This is a genomic window from Pseudomonas sp. MDT2-39-1 (genome assembly GCF_054898085.1).
This window is the reverse complement of the sequence record NZ_CM142716.1, coordinates 819,406-835,145: the sequence shown is the minus strand read 5'-3', so window position 1 is coordinate 835,145 and position 15,740 is coordinate 819,406. Positions and strand designations below refer to the sequence as shown.

Below are 15,740 nucleotides of genomic sequence, written 5' to 3'. Positions count from 1 at the left end.
CCTGTTGAGAAGTGTTCAGTAAGTGGGACCGCGTCTTCATGGGCAGCTCACTGCAATCAGTTGATGGCGACGATTTAGCAAACGCATGGCCTGTTCCAGCAACAGTGCAACCACAATGGCGCCCGCCGCAATCACAAACAACAACCCATGATTACCACCGCTGGCATTGAACAGCGCTGAATTAGGCTGGCGGCGCCGAGGTAAACCACGTCGCTGGCGGAACCAGTGTGCCTGGATCAATGAGGGGATCAGCTGCGTGTAGGCAAACCGCGCCAGGCTGGCGAAGATCGGCAGCCAGATCGCGCTGCGCGGGGTGGGCGATGTGCTGTGCATGGGAAACGTCCTGAGAGGTTTTACGCTTGGCCTCCAGACTATCCCGAACGCTTGATGCAGTAACGCAGCGATTTTGCGTTATGGTGATGCGAATATGCATCGGCAGGTAAACCGTATGAATTGGGATGACGCACGGGTGTTTCTGGCGGTGTGCCGAGAGTCGACGCTCAGGGGTGCGGCGCGTGTGCTGGGAGTTGATCAGGCCACCGTCGGCCGACGGATCACGGCGCTGGAAAAGTCATTGAGTGCGACGCTGTTTCTGCGCACCTCTGAAGGCTATGCGCTGACAGCCGTGGGTGAGGCGGCGCTGACGGCCGTGGAAAAAATGGAGCACTCGGCGCTGGAACTGGAGCGCCAGATTCAGGGGCTCGACGATCGACTGACCGGGCTGGTACGGGTCAGCACCACCGACTCCATGGCCATCGACTTCCTGATCCCGGCCATTGCCCGCTTGCATGCACAGCACCCCAACGTGCGCGTGCAACTGGACGCCTCCACGCAGATTCTCAGCCTGGCGAAACGCGAAGCCGACATCGCCGTGCGCAATACCCGGCCGGACAACCCGGACCTGATTGCCCGCCGCATCGCGCGCTGGCCGGTGGGGCTGTTTGCCGCTCAAGACTATGTGGATGCCCATGGCGTGCCGGCGCAAGGCTCGGCGTTCGAGGGGCATGATCTGGTGGTGTATCAGCCGTATCTGCAGGGCAACAAAGACCTGACGCTGGTTTCGGAACCGTTGGGTTGCGGACGGATCGTGGCCAGTCTGAGTTCCAGTCTGCTGGTGCGCCGATCGATTGCTGCCGGGCTCGGGGTCGGGGAAATTCCGGTGTACATGGGGGAGAGGGACGGGCTGGTCAGGCTGTGGCCGGAGCGCACGCGACCGGTGCCGTATGACGTGTGGCTGGTGACTCATGCGGACTTGCGGCATACCGCCCGGGTTCGTGCGGTCCTCGATGAAATTGTCGCGGTGTTTTCCGGTACCGGCGAATAAAAATGTGGTCGGTCAAGGCGCAGAACCTGTGGGAGCGAGCTTGCTCGCGATTGCTGATTAACATTCAACAAAGATGTTGAATGTCAGGCCGCTATCGCGAGCAAGCTCGCTCCCACAGAAAAGCCCCCTCGCTTCAAGCTTTGTGCACGCCGTCTTATGGCATTTCCGGCAGTTCTTGCGGGCGCAAATCGAACACCAGCACTTCGGCATCCACGCCATTGCTCAACGCCAGCACCTGCTCATCACGAACCCGCACCCCATCGCCTTCCTGCAACTGCACGCCGTTGAGTTCGACGCTGCCACGGACCACATGCACGTAGGCGTAGCGATTGGCGGCCAGTTCCAGCGTGGCGCTTTCCTTGCCGTCGATCAGCGCGGCATACACCCGTGCGTCCTGACGCACCTTCAGCGAACCCTTGGCCCCGTCGGGGGAGATGATCAGGTGCAGGCGCCCGCGTTTTTTCTGGGGGCTGAAGTGCTCTTGCTGATAACGCGGTTTGGCGCCGCTGACTTCCGGCACAATCCAGATTTGCAAAAAGTGCACCGGCCGCGTGGCCGAATGGTTGTATTCGCTGTGCGCCACGCCGCTGCCGGCGCTCATCAATTGCACGTCACCGGGGCGGACACCGAACCGGTGCCCAACGTGTCCTTGTGTTCCAGGGCACCTTCGAGCACATAGGAGAAAATCTCCATGTCGCGGTGCGGGTGCTGGCCGAAACCTTTACCGGCCGCCACGCGGTCATCGTTGATCACCAGCAAGTCGGAAAAACCCTGCTCTTTCGGGTTGCGGTAGTTAGCGAAGGAAAAGGTATGGAACGACTTCAACCAACCGTGATTGGCGGCGCCGCGATCGGAGGCTTTGCGAAGGGTCAGCATGATGAAATCTCCTGTGGGGACGTTGATTCGTCCGAGTGAGGAGAAGGTTAATGGTTACTGATGGATGCAATAAGTAGATGGAAATTGAAATACTGTCTCCTTCGGGTTGACAGTAATCTTCGCGCGATTGCGTATTCTTATCCGACGCCGGCGCCACACTTGGCCATAATGCACAGCACCCCTCTAATGCCGGACACAAAACCCTGTAGGAGCGTAATGCTGCTCACTTAAGCGCGACCCCTCCTACATCTGTGGTGACGGGGCTCTTGTGGCATGGGGGGTTTACCTGTGGCGAGGGGGCTTTTGTGGCGAGGGGATTTAGCGAAACGTCGCACCGCCCCGTGGGGCTGAGAAGCGGCCCCCAGCGTCCATTCTGACAGACCGAGTTGTCCGGATTTACGACTGCTGCGCAGCCGAACGGGGCGGTGCGACGTTTCGCTAAATCCCCTCGCCACAGATAAATCCCCTCACCATAGATAAGCCCCCTCACCACAGGTTTATGCTCGGCTGAACATTGTCTTAAGTGAACAGCATTTTGTAGGAGCGAGGCATGCCCGCGATATAGGTGGGTGATTCAGCAAAATGCTGTCTGACATGACGCCATCGCGAGCAGGCTCGCTCCCACAGGGATTTATAGTGGTCTTGTGATCAGTGACTGTCAGGTCCTTTTGTCATCGCCTGGCTCGCCACCCACATGCACGCCGCGGTCGTCGCCAACTTCACCGGAACGATGCACACCGCGGTCGTCGCCGACTTCTCCCGTACGATGAACGCCGCGGTCGTCACCGATTTCGCCAGCGCGATGCACGCCGTGGTCATCGCCGACTTCACCGGAACGATGCACGCCGTGGTCATCGCCGACTTCACCGGAACGATGCACGCCGTGGTCATCGCCGATTTCACCGGAACGATGAACCCCATGATCGTCACCCGGTTCGGCGTGTGTGCCACTGCGACCGGAGGAGGATGAGGCTGAGTTGCCGGAATGTCCCGAACCATGGTCGCTGCCGCTGTGACCGCTGCCGCTATTGCCGCTATTGCCGCCACTGCCGCTTCCACTGTGGCCGCCGCCATTGCCACCACTGCCGCTTCCACCGTGACCACCACCGTTGCCGCCGCCACCGCTTCCACCACTGCCGCCGCCATTGCCGCCCCCGCCGGATCCACCGCCGCCATTACCGCCACCACCGGATCCACCGCCACCGCCGCCATTGCCGCCACCACCAGATCCGCCCCCACCGCCTCCAGATCCACCGCCGCCCCCACTACCACCATCCTTGGCCTGGGCACTCGACATTCCGGACAGGCTGTCCGGGATCAATACGGTAGACGCCGACAGAACTGCGCCAATAGCTACTGCAAGTAAAAGCTTGTTGATGTGCATGTCGTTCTCCGTCTACTTATTCAGGTTGGAACGTTGATGAACAATGCAACTTGCTGCTCGATTCAATGGGTGAACACCGCAGCGCGCTGATTAATTCAGTTGCAACATGGATGAACGATGAACGGTACGACTCGACCTTGTTCCAGAGGTCAGTGAATACTCGAGGCCAGCTCGAAGATCGGGATGTACATCAGGATCACGATGACCCCGATCAGCAGGCCGATGAAGGTCATGAGCAAGGGTTCGAACAGCCGCACGAACCATTCGATCCAGCGGCTGATTTCCTCGTCGTAGAAGTCGGCGCTGCGTTCCATCATCTGCCCGAGGTTGCCGGACTGTTCGCCGGCGCGCAGCAAGCGCAGGGACACCGGGGTCACCAGGTGATTGAGTTCCAGCGCGGCCGACAGCGATTGCCCCTCGCGCACCCGTTCGCACGCCTGGTCCAGGCGCACGCGGGAGGCAGGGGTGAGCAGGCCGCGAACCATGCCCATGGCGGTGACAAGAGGGATGCCGCCCTGCAGCAGAATCCCCAGGGAGCGATAAAAGCGCGCCAGTTCGTACATGAAGATGCGTTGATGGACCGCAGGGAGTTTTTCGATCACCCGGTCGACGCCCCGGCGAAAGGCCGGTTGGCGCTGAAGGAAGCCGAGGGCGACGATGATCGCCGCCAATGTGCCGAAGAATTCGCCCTGGTGGGCGTGAAGGAACATCCCGCAGCTCATCAGCACTTGCGACAGCCACGGCAGGTTTGACCCCAGCCCTTCGAACACGAGGCTGAAGCGCGGCACCACATAACCCATTAAAAACAACACCACGCCACCGCCCACCACCAGCAACAGCAGGGGGTAGATCGAAGCGCTGACGATTTTTTGCCGGACCTCGTCCATGCGCTGGCGATAGCTGACATAGCGGCCCAGGGCATCGCCCACGGCGCCGGTTTTTTCGCTGGACTGCACCAGTGCGACGTAGAGAGGAGGGAACACCGCCGACAGCTGGGCCAACGCCTGGGAGAACGATTTTCCTTCGTACAGCAGGCGTACCAGTTCGCTCAAGGTTTTACGGGCCTGTGGCGCGTTCTCTTTTTCCGCGAGGCTTTCCAGCGCATCGATCAACGGCAGGCCCGCATTGATCAAGGTGGTCAGTTCCTGGCTGAACAACACCAGGTTGAAGGTCTCGCGCTTTTGTAAACGCAACGCGCGCCAGTGTCGCTCGGCGTGCAGGCTGACCACCCGCAAGCCCTGGTCTTCGACGATGCGCCGGGCTTCGCTGTCCCCTTGGGCCTCGACGGTCATCGAGACCACGCCGGCCTTGCCCACGGCCTTGAGATGAAAGCGCATGGTCGCCACCCCCGTCATTGCCAGCTGGTGACTTCGGCGTTTTCGCCTTCGCCGCCGGGTTGGCCGTCCTTGCCCATGGACAGCAGATCGTATTCGCCGTTTTCGCCGGGGTAGCGGTAGTTGTAGTTACGGCCCCATGGATCCTGCGGCAGTTTCTTCTGCAAATAAGGACCGGTCCATTTGGTTTCATCGCTGGGCGCCGTGACCAGCGCCTGCAAACCCTGTTCGGTCGACGGGTAATGGCCGACCTCCAGACGGTACAGATCCAGCGCCTTGCCCAGGCCTTCGATTTGCGCCTTGGCCACCTTCACTTCGGAGCGGCCCAGTTGGGCGAAATACTTTGGCGCGACGATGCCGGCCAACAGCCCCAGCACCACCAGCACCACCAACAGTTCGAGCAGGGTGAACCCGCTTTGAATACGCGGGGCGGAACGCAAACGCTGATTCATGATGGCCTCACACAGTCGGCAGAAGGGTCGCCCTGAAGGCGTATGCAATTGCCATGCTCACCCCCGGACATCCTGCTGCAACCCCTGTATTACGGGCTTTTGTGCTTTCGGCACAGTGCTTGCGTAAGGCTTGTTTACTACCGGCCATTGGGGCAATACCCCCATTTTTCGGGGCCGGGCAGGGGAGGCAAAATAATGAAAACACTCACCACTGGACTGCTCGGCTGTTTACTGCTGACGAGCGTCGCACAGGCCGATGTGTTCGTTTCCGTGGACGCCAAGGGCAGCTACGTACTGTCCAATGTTCACCGTCCCGGCCGCACCTATGAACGGGTCATTCACGAGCCCCAATCCTCGCTGGTCGGCCTCGATCAGCAGCCCCAGATGATTGCCAGACAGCCTTATGCAGAGCTGGTTTCGGCGGCCGCCACGGCCAACGAATTGCCGGCGGCGTTGTTGCACGCCGTCATCCGGGAAGAGTCGCGCTACAACTCGGACGCGACCTCCCCCAAAGGCGCCGGCGGGCTGATGCAGTTGATGCCCGATACCGCGCGGGAAATGGGCGTGAAGAATGTCTATGACCCGAAAGCCAACATTCAGGGCGGCGCCAAATACCTCAAGCGCCTGATGACCCTGTTCGACAACGACATCACCCTCGCCGTAGCCGCCTACAACGCCGGGCCACAAGCGGTGTTGAGCCGTGGCGGGGTGATCCCGCCGTTCGCCGAAACCCAGCGTTATGTGCCCAGCGTATTGCGTCAGTACCGCCGCTTGCAGGGCCTGGCCATGGATGCCCCGTTGTGATTGGCGAGTGTGGGGCACGTCCCCCAATAGTGGGGCAACAAGGACTGGGCCGAAAAGTGGGGAATAAGTGGGGAATATCCCCCGAGTTATTAAATCGTTGCTGTAAACGGCTGAAAAATAAGTGAAATTTTTATGGCATGCGGATTGCTCAAGGCATTTGTCGAGAGTTATTCCCTGTGAGCGCCCACAGCGAGGCCCGTGATCATGACCGGCAAACCGTACGCTTCGTCCTTGTTTAAAATTGCGCTGTTAGTGGTGTCGATGTTCGGCATCGAGCTGGCCGAGGCGGCCTTGCGTTGCGAGCGCAATCTGGTGGCGAACGTCGTGGCGCTGGATCAGCCGCTGATGTTCAACCGCCTCGGCGCGCAGAACGTCAACGGCATGATGTTCGCCCTGCGCCGCGACGTGGTCGACGACCACAATGTGTCGCTGGCCCAGGGCGGCACGGCAGTGCCGGGCAAAGTCTCGCTGCGGCCCGACAAGCGTCCGCGCCCCTTGGTGTTGCGTGTGGCTGCCGGCGACTGCCTGACCATCAACCTGCAGAACCTGCTGGCGTATCAGGCCAACCCCGGCTCGCACGACAGCGGCGAGGAAGAAGAGGGCGAGATTGAAGGTGAAGTCGAAATCGGTGAGGTAGACGATTTCAAAGTCGATGAGCAGGTCGCTGACCGCCATGTCGGCTTCCAGGTCAACGGCCTGCAAGCGGTCAACAGCATCGACGACATCGCCTCGTACACCGGGCGCAACGCCAATTCGCTGGTCGCCCCCGGCGGCACCCGTTCCTACACCTTGTTCGCCGAGCGCGAAGGTGCGTTCGCCGCCAGCAGCCGTGGCGCGACCTTCGGTGGTGAAGGCGATGCGGGCAACGTTGCCAACGGCCTGTTCGGCCAAGTCGTGGTGGTGCCCAAGGGTGGCCGCAGCTATCGCAACACCGTGACCGAAGAAGAAATGCGCCTGGCCAGCGCGGGTCGCACCCCGGCCGGTCAACCGATCGTCGATTACCAGGCGCGCTACCCGCAGCGCCAGCCGTGGATCCGTGAAGGCAAGGCCGGCACGCCAATCATTAACATGGTCGACGGCAATGAAATCATTTCCAGTGAAAGCGATGCGATTGTGATGGGCAGCAACGCCGATGGCAGCTTCCCGCCGTCGACCTATCCACTGGAAGCCATCGGCAAACGCAACCCGGCGATCCCGAATCGTCTGGAGCCGTTCCGCGATTTCGCCTCGCAATTCCAGGATGAAACCGCCGCGACCCAGGCATTCCCCGCTTATTGGGCGGACCCGGTCATGGCCCACGTGCTGGAGCCGACCAGCGACTCGTTCATGATCAACTATGGCTCAGGCGGCATGGGCGCCGAGGTGGTGGCCAACCGTTTGGGCGTCGGGCCGATGCACGATTGCCTGTCCTGCGCCTATGAAGAATTTTTCCTCAGTTCGCACACCGTCGGCGACGTAGCGATGCTGGTAGACGTACCGGCCAACGCCGGCCTCGAAGGCATTCTTCCAGGGCAGGTACCGCGCGCCGATCAGATCGGGGTCAAGGCGACCATGGCGCTGTATCCGGCCGAACCGTCGAACGTCAACCACAGCTACATCGGCGACTTCGTCAAATTCCGCAACACCCACAACGGCCACGAACAGCACATCTTCCACTTGCACGGCCATCAGTGGCTGTTCAACCCCAACGACGACAATTCCGACTATGTGGATGCCCAGGGCATCGGCCCGGGTGCCGGCTACACCTATGAAATCGCCAACGGTGGGTCGGGCAACCGCAACCGCGTCGCCGGTGATGCGATCTACCACTGCCACTTCTACCCGCACTTCGCCCAAGGCATGTGGAGCATGTGGCGGGTCCACGACGTGTTTGAAGAAGGCACCAAACTCGAAGTCTCTCAACAAGGTACCGACGGTTACCACAGCGAACCTTACGCATTGCGCAGCGGCAAACCGGCGGCGGGCGCCCGGGCCTTGCCCGATGGCGAAATCATTGCCGGTACACCGATTCCTGCGGTCGTGCCGCTGCCGGGCAAAGCCATGGCGCCAATGCCAGGCAAGGTCGCGGTGGTGCCGAAAATCGGCGAAACCCTGGTCGCCGCTAACGATGACGACGATGAAGAAGAGGATGACGACGGCGAACATCACGGCGGCAGCGGCGGCGCTCAAGCCATCGGTTCCCTGGCCCTGGTGGATCGCAGCGAAGCCAACCGCAATGCCGACGGCAGCCTGAAAAACCCTGGCTATCCGTTCTGGATCGGCGGCATGGAAACGTCGGTCGGCCAACGTCCACCGACCCCACCGCTGGACATGCTTGACGCGGCCAAGGCCCAGTCGTTGAAAACCAGTGGTAACGCTTTGTGGGCCAACCTCGACCCGGCGCAGTCCGGTGGTTGGGACGGCGGCCTGGGGCGTCATTCCCTGGACGGTTTCTCTGCCGGTGGCGTGGCGCGGACCATTACCACGTCGCTGGATTTCTCCAAGGCAGTGACCCGCGCCAAACCGATTTACATGCCGGAAGAGGGCACCGAAGTCGAACAGGCGGCCATGGCCTTCCACGCCAAAAAAGACCATCCAAGCTTTGCTGTGCTGCCGGGCAATCAGGTGGTGGCGCGTAACTTCCGTACCAACGGCGCCTTGCCGATTGCCGGCGCGCCGTACTACGAACCGTGCATGGATGACCGGCAAAAACGCCTGACCAGCAGCGCCGGCACCGGCGAGTTTGCCAGCGGCGAACGGATCGACGGCATGTCCTACACCGGCTCCTCGGCTTTCACCGCCGACCGTCCACGGGTCTACAAAGCGGCGAACATCCAGTTCGACGCGGTGTACAACAAGGTCGGTTACCACTTCCCGCAAGCACGCATTCTCGCGCTGTGGGAAGACGCCTGGCCGGTCATCACCAAGCAGCGTCCGCCAGAGCCTTTGGTGATGCGCATGAACACCTTCGACTGTGTGCAATACCAGCAAACCAACCTGGTGCCGGCCACCTATGAAATGGACGACTATCAGGTTCGCACGCCGACCGACGTGATCGGTCAGCACATTCACCTGCCGAAATGGGACCTGACGGCCGCCGATGGTTCGGCCAACGGCTGGAACTACGAAGACGGCGTCCTTTCCCCGGGGGCTGTGCAAGAACGCATCCGCGCGATTCGCGAGTTCAACCAGTGCGAAGGCACTGATCCTCGTGACGGCACCCCGACCTGCCCGAAAGCCAAAAATCACCCGTACTTCGGTCAATTTGGCCGGGCCGACTGGGTGGGGGCGCGCACCGCGATGCAGCGCTGGTTTGTCGACCCGGTGGTGAACGCCAAAGGTGTCGACCGTGGCCTAGGGACCATTTTCACCCACGACCACCTCGGCCCATCGACTCATCAACAGATTGGTCTGTACGCCACCGTGCTGGCTGAACCGGCCGGTTCCACCTGGTTCCACGCTGAAACCGGCGAGCCGTTATACAGCGGCGCACGTCAGGACGGCGGGCCAACTTCGTGGCAAGCGGTGGTGTCCACCGGGGACATCGACGGCGACGGCAAGAACGACAGCTTCCGTGAGTTCTTCCTCGAATACAGCGACTTCCAGCACGCCTATGAAGCCGGTGTGTACGTGGGCGCCGGCCCGAACGGCGTGCCTGATCCGCAAGCCTTCCCGGCCACCGCCGACAGCTTCCGCTACGCGATCAACCCGCCGGTGAGAAACAACGCCAGCACCTTGCTCGACGGCATCATCGAAGTGCAGGGCGGCATGGTGCCGGGTTGTCCGACTCGGCCATGCCCACAGGCGATCTCGGTCGATGACCCCGGCATGTTTGTGGTCAATTACCGCAACGAACCGCTGGCCCTGCGGGTGTACGACCCGAACAAGGTCGGCCCGGACGGCAAGCGCGGCATGCAGGCCGACGGCCTCGGCGGCGACCTGGCGTACGCCATGCAAAGCCGCACCGACCGCGCCATCCCGGCGATGAACCTGGCACCTAACCTGGTCACCGCGGCCACGGGACCAACCGGCGGCACCACGCTGTTCCCACCGCACGTCAACCGTGGCGGCGCGGAACCGGGTGACCCGTTCACCCCGATGTTGCGCACCTACACCGGTGACAACGTGCGGCTGCGGGTGCATGCCGGCGGTCACGAAGAAGAGCACAACGTGACCCTGCACGGCGTGAAATGGCTGCAAAGTGGTTCCGGCTTCGGCAACAGCTCCAACTCCGGCTGGCGCGCGTCGCAGATGGTCGGTATCTCCGAACAGATGGGCTTTAACGCGCCGGTCTCGATGCTCTCCAGTTCGGCGGCGACCACGGGGGATTACCTGTACTCGATGGACGCTTCCATTGAAGGTTACTGGAACGGTATCTGGGGCGTGATGCGCAACTACACGGCCCAGCGCAGCGATCTGTTCGCCGTGCCAAACAACCCCAAGCCAGCGGGCATGCGTAACACCGTGGCATTCGACGGTTCCTGCCCACGGATCAGTGCCAACCCCAATGGCATCGGCACCCGGCCGACCGTGCAACGCAACTATGAAGTGGTTGCGGCGCTGGCCAACGACATCCTGCGCAATCCGTTGAACCTGACCATCGGCGATCCGGCCGGCATCGGGCAACACGTGGGTGGGCCGTTGAATCCGGCGGGAGGCACCCTTGTGTTCAACTCGCGGCCGGTGAATATCCCTCAGGTCACCGTGGTCGATCCTGAAGATGGCGAAACCATCACCGTCGGCGGTCAAAGCGGCCCGTTGCATGATCCGACTGCGATCCTGTACGTGCGCAAATCCGACCTCGATCCGGTCACCGGCAAAATGAAACCAGGTGTACCGGTGGAGCCGCTGGTATTGCGCGCAGCGGCGGGTGACTGCATCAACGTCACCCTGGAAAACCGCTTGCCCGTGATCATGCCCGACCTGACCCAGACGGCCGTGATGCAAGGGCTGGTCAAGCGAGATCGCAACAATGGCCAGGGCTCGACCATCTTCACCAACAACCTGCTGCGGCCGTCGAGCCACGTGGGGCTGCACGCGCAACTGCTGGCGTACGACATTACCAAATCCGACGGCACCAACGTCGGCGCCAACCCGATCCAGACCGTGCCTCCACGCATCGGCAACAGCGGCGCGTACCCGACCCGTACTTATCAGTACTACGCCGGGCACCTGGAGCGCGAAGGCAAACCGGTGACGCAACTGGGCCGCAGTGTCGACAACATCAATGCCACAGCGGTGGAGTTCGGTGGACTGAATATCACCCCGGCGGACCTCATCAAACAACCGCAGAAAGGCTTGGGTGGGGCGATGACCATCCTGCCGGTCGGCGCAACCTGGGTTGAGGATGCGCGTAAAACCAACGCAACGGTCACGGCGCCAGGGCAGACCACTTACCGCGATTTTGCGATGGTCTGGCAGAAAGCGTTGAACATCCGCTGGGCCAACGGTCGGCCGGTGGAAGGCATTGCCGCCGAAGGCTTCGGTGTACCGACCGATCCACAGGACAACTCGAGCATGGCCATCAACTACAAGGCCGAGCCGATTTGGTTCCGCTTCGGGTTGGCGCCGGATGCGCCGTTCGGACACGCCGACGGTGCCGGTTACGGTGATGTGCCTAACGCGCACATGGCGTACAGCAATGCGCTGATCGGGGGCGATCCTCAGACACCGGTGCTGTACGTGAAACCGGGGCAACCGTTCCGCACCCACATCATGATGCCAACCGGTGGCAGCCGCGGTACGACCTTCCAGCTTGACGGTCACGTCTGGTCGGTCAACCCGTTCCAGTCGGAGAAGAGCGATACCGGCGGTTATCCGACGAATACACCAGGGGTGGGTTCGGTGCGGTTCGGTTTCAACCCGATGTCAATGTACATCGGCGCCCGCGAAAGCATCCTGCCGGCGGCGCACTTCAGCTTCATGCACCCGAGCGCCGGGGGCAGCAATGCGATACCGGGCGATTACCTGTACCGCGACTACGGCGCCTACGGCAACACCGCCGGGCTTTGGGGGTTGCTGCGGGTGACCAATGAACCAGAGCCGGCACCGTCACCGTAAAGCCAGGGATGGGGTGGTGGCTGACACCCCCCCATCCCTGTAGGAGCGAGCCTGCTCGCGATGGCGGAGTGTCAGTCACATCAATGCTGGATGTGCCGGCCTCTTCGCGAGCAAGCCCGCTCCCACAGGAACAGCACCAGCCCTGTAGGAGCGAGGCTTGCCCGCGAAGGGTTCACCTCGGTTTTGACTGGTAGCGAATGACGCCTTCGCGGGCAAGTCGGACCGCCGCACCGCTCGCTCCTACAAGGGAAAAGTGGACAAAGATCTGAAGGGGAGAGTGTTATGAACAGGACTATCGGATTCGCCGGTTTTACGCTGGTTGTCGGGGTGGCGCTGATCAGCTTCGGCGTCTGGCGCACCGCGCCGCCCAACCTGCTGAGCGAAGTCGCGCTGCCGGACACCTGGAGCAGTCAGAACCTCTCCCGTGACGGGATTTCGGTGGCGCTTGAGGTCAAGCCATTGGCCGCGGATGGCGTATTGCGTGAAGGCGAGTTTGCCGACGTGCAATTTCGCGTCAGCGACAGTGCCTCGGGCCAGCCGTTGTCGGGCGTCAATCCCGGCGCCTGGCTGGACCCGGAAACCGTCGCCGCCGACAAGGCCCAGGGCCGGGAGCAAAGCTGCAAATCCCGGGTCGGGGTCTTCCTGAAATCGAGCATCGGTGCGCGGCCGATGCTCGATTTGAACAGCTACTTCCTGTTGGTGATGAACCGCGATGCCAGTGTCTCGGTGGTCGATCCGTCGGTGTCGGTGGGCGGCATCACCAGCACCATGGCGCGGATCGACATCAAGCAACCACCGATGGATTGGGTCACGCCCAAGGACAACAAACGGGTGTTTGTCTCCATGCCGACGGCCGATGAAGTGGCGGTGATCGACAGCGAGCAATTCATAATGATCGACTCGGTCGCCGCCGGCAGCAACCCGGTGCGCGTGGCCTTGCAGCCGGACGAGCGTCTGCTGTGGGTCGGCAACAATGCCAAGACCGCCGAGCAGTCCGGCGTCACGGTGATCGACACCCGCAGCCTCAAGACCCTCAAACACCTGGCGACCGGGGCCGGGCATCACGAAATCACCTTCAGCAAAGACAGCCGTTTTGCCTTCGTCAGCAACCGCGACGACGGCACGCTGAGCATCATCGACATCGCCAGCCTGACCATCAGCAAACAACTCAAGACCGGCTCGCACCCGCTCTCGGTGGCGTACTCGCCGCTGTCCCAGGCGGTGTACGTCGCCGACGGCAAGGACGGCACCGTGACCGTGGTCGATACCGCCAGCCTCGCGGTACGGCGGGTGATCAAGATGAAACAGGGCCTGGGCCCGATGGGGTTCAGCGCGGACGGGCGTTTCGGCATCGTCCTCAACACCCTGGAAAACCAGGTCGCAGTGATCGACGCGGCCACCGACTCGATGATCCATGAGCTGGACGTGTCCGCCGAACCGTATCAAGTGGTGTTCACCAAGGCCTACGCCTACGTACGCGGACTGGCCTCGGCCAAGGTCACGATGATCAACCTCTCGTCGTTGGGAACAGGCCGCACGCCGATCAGCCAGGGCTTCGAAGCCGGGCCTCAAGCGCCACGTCTGGCCGGTGATTTACCACTGGCTTCAAGCCTGGCGGTGTCGCGGGACGACAACGCGGTTTTCGTGGTCAACCCGGTGGACAACACCACCTACTTCTACGCCGAAGGCATGAACGCGCCGATGTCCGGTTACCCCAATCGCGGGCAGGTGGCGCGGGCGGCCATGGTCATCGACCGCAGCCTGCGCGAGGTCGAGCCAGGGCTCTACAGTTCGCGGATCAAACTGCCAGTCGCCGGGCGTTTCGACGTGGCGTTCCTGCTCAACCAACCGAACATCATCCATTGCTTCACGGTGCTGGTTGAACCGGACAAGAACCTCGCAAAACTCCCAGGCGTGCCAAAGGTCGAGTTCATGCTCGACAAATCCACCGCAGCCCTCGGTAGCCCCTACACCGTGCGGTTTCGCATCGTCCAGGGCCACCAGAAGGCACAACGCAGCGGGGTCAAGGACGTTCAGGTGCGCTACTTCCGCGCCCCGACTTCCCGCGCCCAACAAGTCGCCGCCCTTGAAGTGGGTAACGGCATCTACGAAGCCCCGGTGACCCTCGACCAGAACGGCGCCTGGTACCTGCACGTGCGCGCGGCGTCCCTTGGCGCGAGTTTCGATGACAAGACCTTTGCCAGCGTTCGGGTGTTGCCCGGCGATGCCCACTGAAGAGGAAACCGACATGAACCGATTCGCACACCATGGACTGCTGACGTTCTGCCTGTTGGCCGTCGGCATCGGCCAAGCCCTGGCACACTCGGCGGATGAGCACGCCGGGCACGACATGCCGGCCAAAAGCGCCAGTTCGGAGAGCGCCCAGGTCAAATTCGCCGACGTGGCGCTGGTGGACCAGAACGGCAAACCGGTGCGACTTGAGAAAGATCTGGTGACCAACAAGATCGTGGTCATGAGTTTCATCTACACCAGTTGCACCACGGTGTGCCCGGTGGTGTCCTCGATCATGGGCAAGGTGCAGAAGCAACTTGGCGCCCGGGTCGGCGACGAGGTGCAACTGGTGTCGATCAGCATCGACCCGCAGCGCGATGATGCCAAGCGCCTCAACGACTACGCCCGCAACTTCCAGAAAGGCCCGGGCTGGAGCTGGCTGACCGGCAGCTCGCAGTCGATCAACGAAACCCTCAAGGGCCTCGGCTCTTTCAGCGGTGATTTCAAAAGCCATCAGCCGCTGATTCTGGTGGGGGACGGCAACAGCCGCCACTGGACGCGCTATTACGGTTTTACCGACCCGGCAGTGCTCACACGTGAAGTCGAGAAACTCAGCGGCCAGCGTAATGCCCACGCCAAACACACAGCCATTGCCATGGAGCACCAGCCATGAAAGCCCTCGTTTTGATCTTCCTGACGATGTGTTTTTGCGTGATCAGTTTTATGGCGTTTTCCCACGAAGGACACCAGGAGCCGGCACCGGCGGTGGCCGCCGCGCAACCGGCCAGCGGCACGCGGGATGCGCAAACCTGGTTCACCGACACACCGTTGCAGGACCAGAACGGCAACACGCTGCGCTTCTACAGTGACGCGCTGCAAAACCGCGTGGTGCTGCTGAACGTGATGTTCACCCGTTGCAACGATGCCTGCCCGCTGATCACCCGCAAGCTCAAGGAAGTCCGTGAGGTGCTGGGCGACAAGGCTGATGGCATTACCTTTATCTCCCTTACCAGTGATCCGCTGCGCGATACGCCAGCGGTACTCAAGGCTTACACCTTGAAGCAGGGCGTCGATGGCCCCCACTGGCTTTTTCTTACTGGTGACAAGGCGCAAATGGACCTTGTGCTGGGGCGCATCGGCCAGATTGTGCCGACCCCCGAGCAGCATTCAACGCAGCTGATTGTCGGTGACGTGGCCAACAAGCGCTGGAGCAAGATCCGTCCCGACGCACCGGCCGCCGCCATTGCCCAGCGCTTGCAGTTGCTGACAATGCCCGTGGCCGGTCGTTGAGCCCG

10 protein-coding genes and 2 pseudogenes are annotated in these 15,740 nt (G+C 61.8%); 6 read left to right on the top strand and 6 right to left on the bottom strand.

The annotated features are described in order from the left end of the window. Positions 1-36 precede the first annotated feature (36 nt). A pseudogene (locus ACYZTM_RS04205) lies at positions 37-180 on the bottom strand (MFS transporter); the annotation flags it as partial. Positions 181-448: 268 nt separating this feature from the next. Here ACYZTM_RS04205 and ACYZTM_RS04200 point away from each other — a divergent pair. After that, positions 449-1,324, top strand: a complete 876-nt coding sequence (locus ACYZTM_RS04200; protein WP_131059645.1) for a LysR family transcriptional regulator — start codon at positions 449-451, stop codon at positions 1,322-1,324. A gap of 154 nt (positions 1,325-1,478) precedes the next feature. Here the strand turns inward: ACYZTM_RS04200 and ACYZTM_RS04195 are convergent, their stop codons facing one another. From ACYZTM_RS04195 to gspG, 5 genes and pseudogenes are all read right to left on the bottom strand, one after another. After that, positions 1,479-1,925: a pirin family protein gene (locus ACYZTM_RS04195; protein WP_461989098.1), complete on the bottom strand. Its 447-nt coding sequence runs from the start codon at positions 1,923-1,925 to the stop codon at positions 1,479-1,481. Further along, a pseudogene (locus ACYZTM_RS04190) lies at positions 1,905-2,200 on the bottom strand (pirin family protein); the annotation flags it as partial. The gene ACYZTM_RS04195 and the pseudogene ACYZTM_RS04190, both read right to left, overlap by 21 nt. A 658-nt stretch (positions 2,201-2,858) precedes the next feature. Beyond that, positions 2,859-3,584, bottom strand: coding sequence for a hypothetical protein (locus ACYZTM_RS04185; protein WP_461987241.1), 726 nt, complete (start codon positions 3,582-3,584; stop codon positions 2,859-2,861). Positions 3,585-3,733: 149 nt separating this feature from the next. After that, complete coding sequence (locus ACYZTM_RS04180) at positions 3,734-4,921, bottom strand: type II secretion system F family protein (protein ID WP_131059648.1); 1,188 nt, start codon at positions 4,919-4,921, stop codon at positions 3,734-3,736. Between the two features lie 14 nt (positions 4,922-4,935). Further along, entirely contained in the window at positions 4,936-5,370 is a 435-nt protein-coding gene (gspG, locus tag ACYZTM_RS04175; protein ID WP_131059649.1) for a type II secretion system major pseudopilin GspG, read from the bottom strand. 195 nt (positions 5,371-5,565) lie between these two features. Here gspG and ACYZTM_RS04170 point away from each other — a divergent pair, with 195 nt between their 5' ends. The 5 genes from ACYZTM_RS04170 (at position 5,566) to ACYZTM_RS04150 (ending at position 15,735) form a co-directional block, all read left to right on the top strand. Next, entirely contained in the window at positions 5,566-6,174 is a 609-nt protein-coding gene (locus ACYZTM_RS04170) for a lytic transglycosylase domain-containing protein (protein WP_131059650.1), read from the top strand. Positions 6,175-6,378: 204 nt separating this feature from the next. Beyond that, positions 6,379-12,213 carry a manganese-oxidizing multicopper oxidase MnxG gene (gene mnxG / locus ACYZTM_RS04165; RefSeq protein WP_461987238.1) on the top strand — a complete coding sequence of 1,945 codons (5,835 nt, stop codon included), beginning with the start codon at positions 6,379-6,381 and terminating at the stop codon, positions 12,211-12,213. A gap of 282 nt (positions 12,214-12,495) precedes the next feature. Next, positions 12,496-14,448, top strand: coding sequence for a cytochrome D1 domain-containing protein (locus ACYZTM_RS04160; RefSeq protein ID WP_461987236.1), 1,953 nt, complete (start codon positions 12,496-12,498; stop codon positions 14,446-14,448). Between the two features lie 13 nt (positions 14,449-14,461). Beyond that, positions 14,462-15,118, top strand: a complete 657-nt coding sequence (locus ACYZTM_RS04155; RefSeq protein ID WP_461987234.1) for an SCO family protein — start codon at positions 14,462-14,464, stop codon at positions 15,116-15,118. Further along, on the top strand, positions 15,115-15,735 hold the full coding sequence (locus ACYZTM_RS04150) for an SCO family protein (RefSeq protein WP_131059654.1): 621 nt from the start codon (positions 15,115-15,117) through the stop codon (positions 15,733-15,735). The genes ACYZTM_RS04155 and ACYZTM_RS04150 overlap by 4 nt, the downstream gene beginning before the upstream one ends. Positions 15,736-15,740: the final 5 nt, after the last annotated feature.

Bases quoted from the DNA above. Each gene is read 5' to 3' on its own strand.
- ACYZTM_RS04170 (WP_131059650.1), top strand. From the start codon at position 5,566: ATGAAAACACTCACCACTGGACTGCTCGGCTGTTTACTGCTGACGAGC.
- ACYZTM_RS04155 (WP_461987234.1), top strand. From the start codon at position 14,462: ATGAACCGATTCGCACACCATGGACTGCTGACGTTCTGCCTGTTGGCC.
- ACYZTM_RS04185 (WP_461987241.1), bottom strand. From the start codon at position 3,584: ATGCACATCAACAAGCTTTTACTTGCAGTAGCTATTGGCGCAGTTCTG.
- mnxG (WP_461987238.1), top strand. From the start codon at position 6,379: ATGACCGGCAAACCGTACGCTTCGTCCTTGTTTAAAATTGCGCTGTTA.
- ACYZTM_RS04150 (WP_131059654.1), top strand. From the start codon at position 15,115: ATGAAAGCCCTCGTTTTGATCTTCCTGACGATGTGTTTTTGCGTGATC.
- gspG (WP_131059649.1), bottom strand. From the start codon at position 5,370: ATGAATCAGCGTTTGCGTTCCGCCCCGCGTATTCAAAGCGGGTTCACC.
- ACYZTM_RS04160 (WP_461987236.1), top strand. From the start codon at position 12,496: ATGAACAGGACTATCGGATTCGCCGGTTTTACGCTGGTTGTCGGGGTG.
- ACYZTM_RS04180 (WP_131059648.1), bottom strand. From the start codon at position 4,921: ATGCGCTTTCATCTCAAGGCCGTGGGCAAGGCCGGCGTGGTCTCGATG.
- ACYZTM_RS04200 (WP_131059645.1), top strand. From the start codon at position 449: ATGAATTGGGATGACGCACGGGTGTTTCTGGCGGTGTGCCGAGAGTCG.
- ACYZTM_RS04195 (WP_461989098.1), bottom strand. From the start codon at position 1,925: ATGAGCGCCGGCAGCGGCGTGGCGCACAGCGAATACAACCATTCGGCC.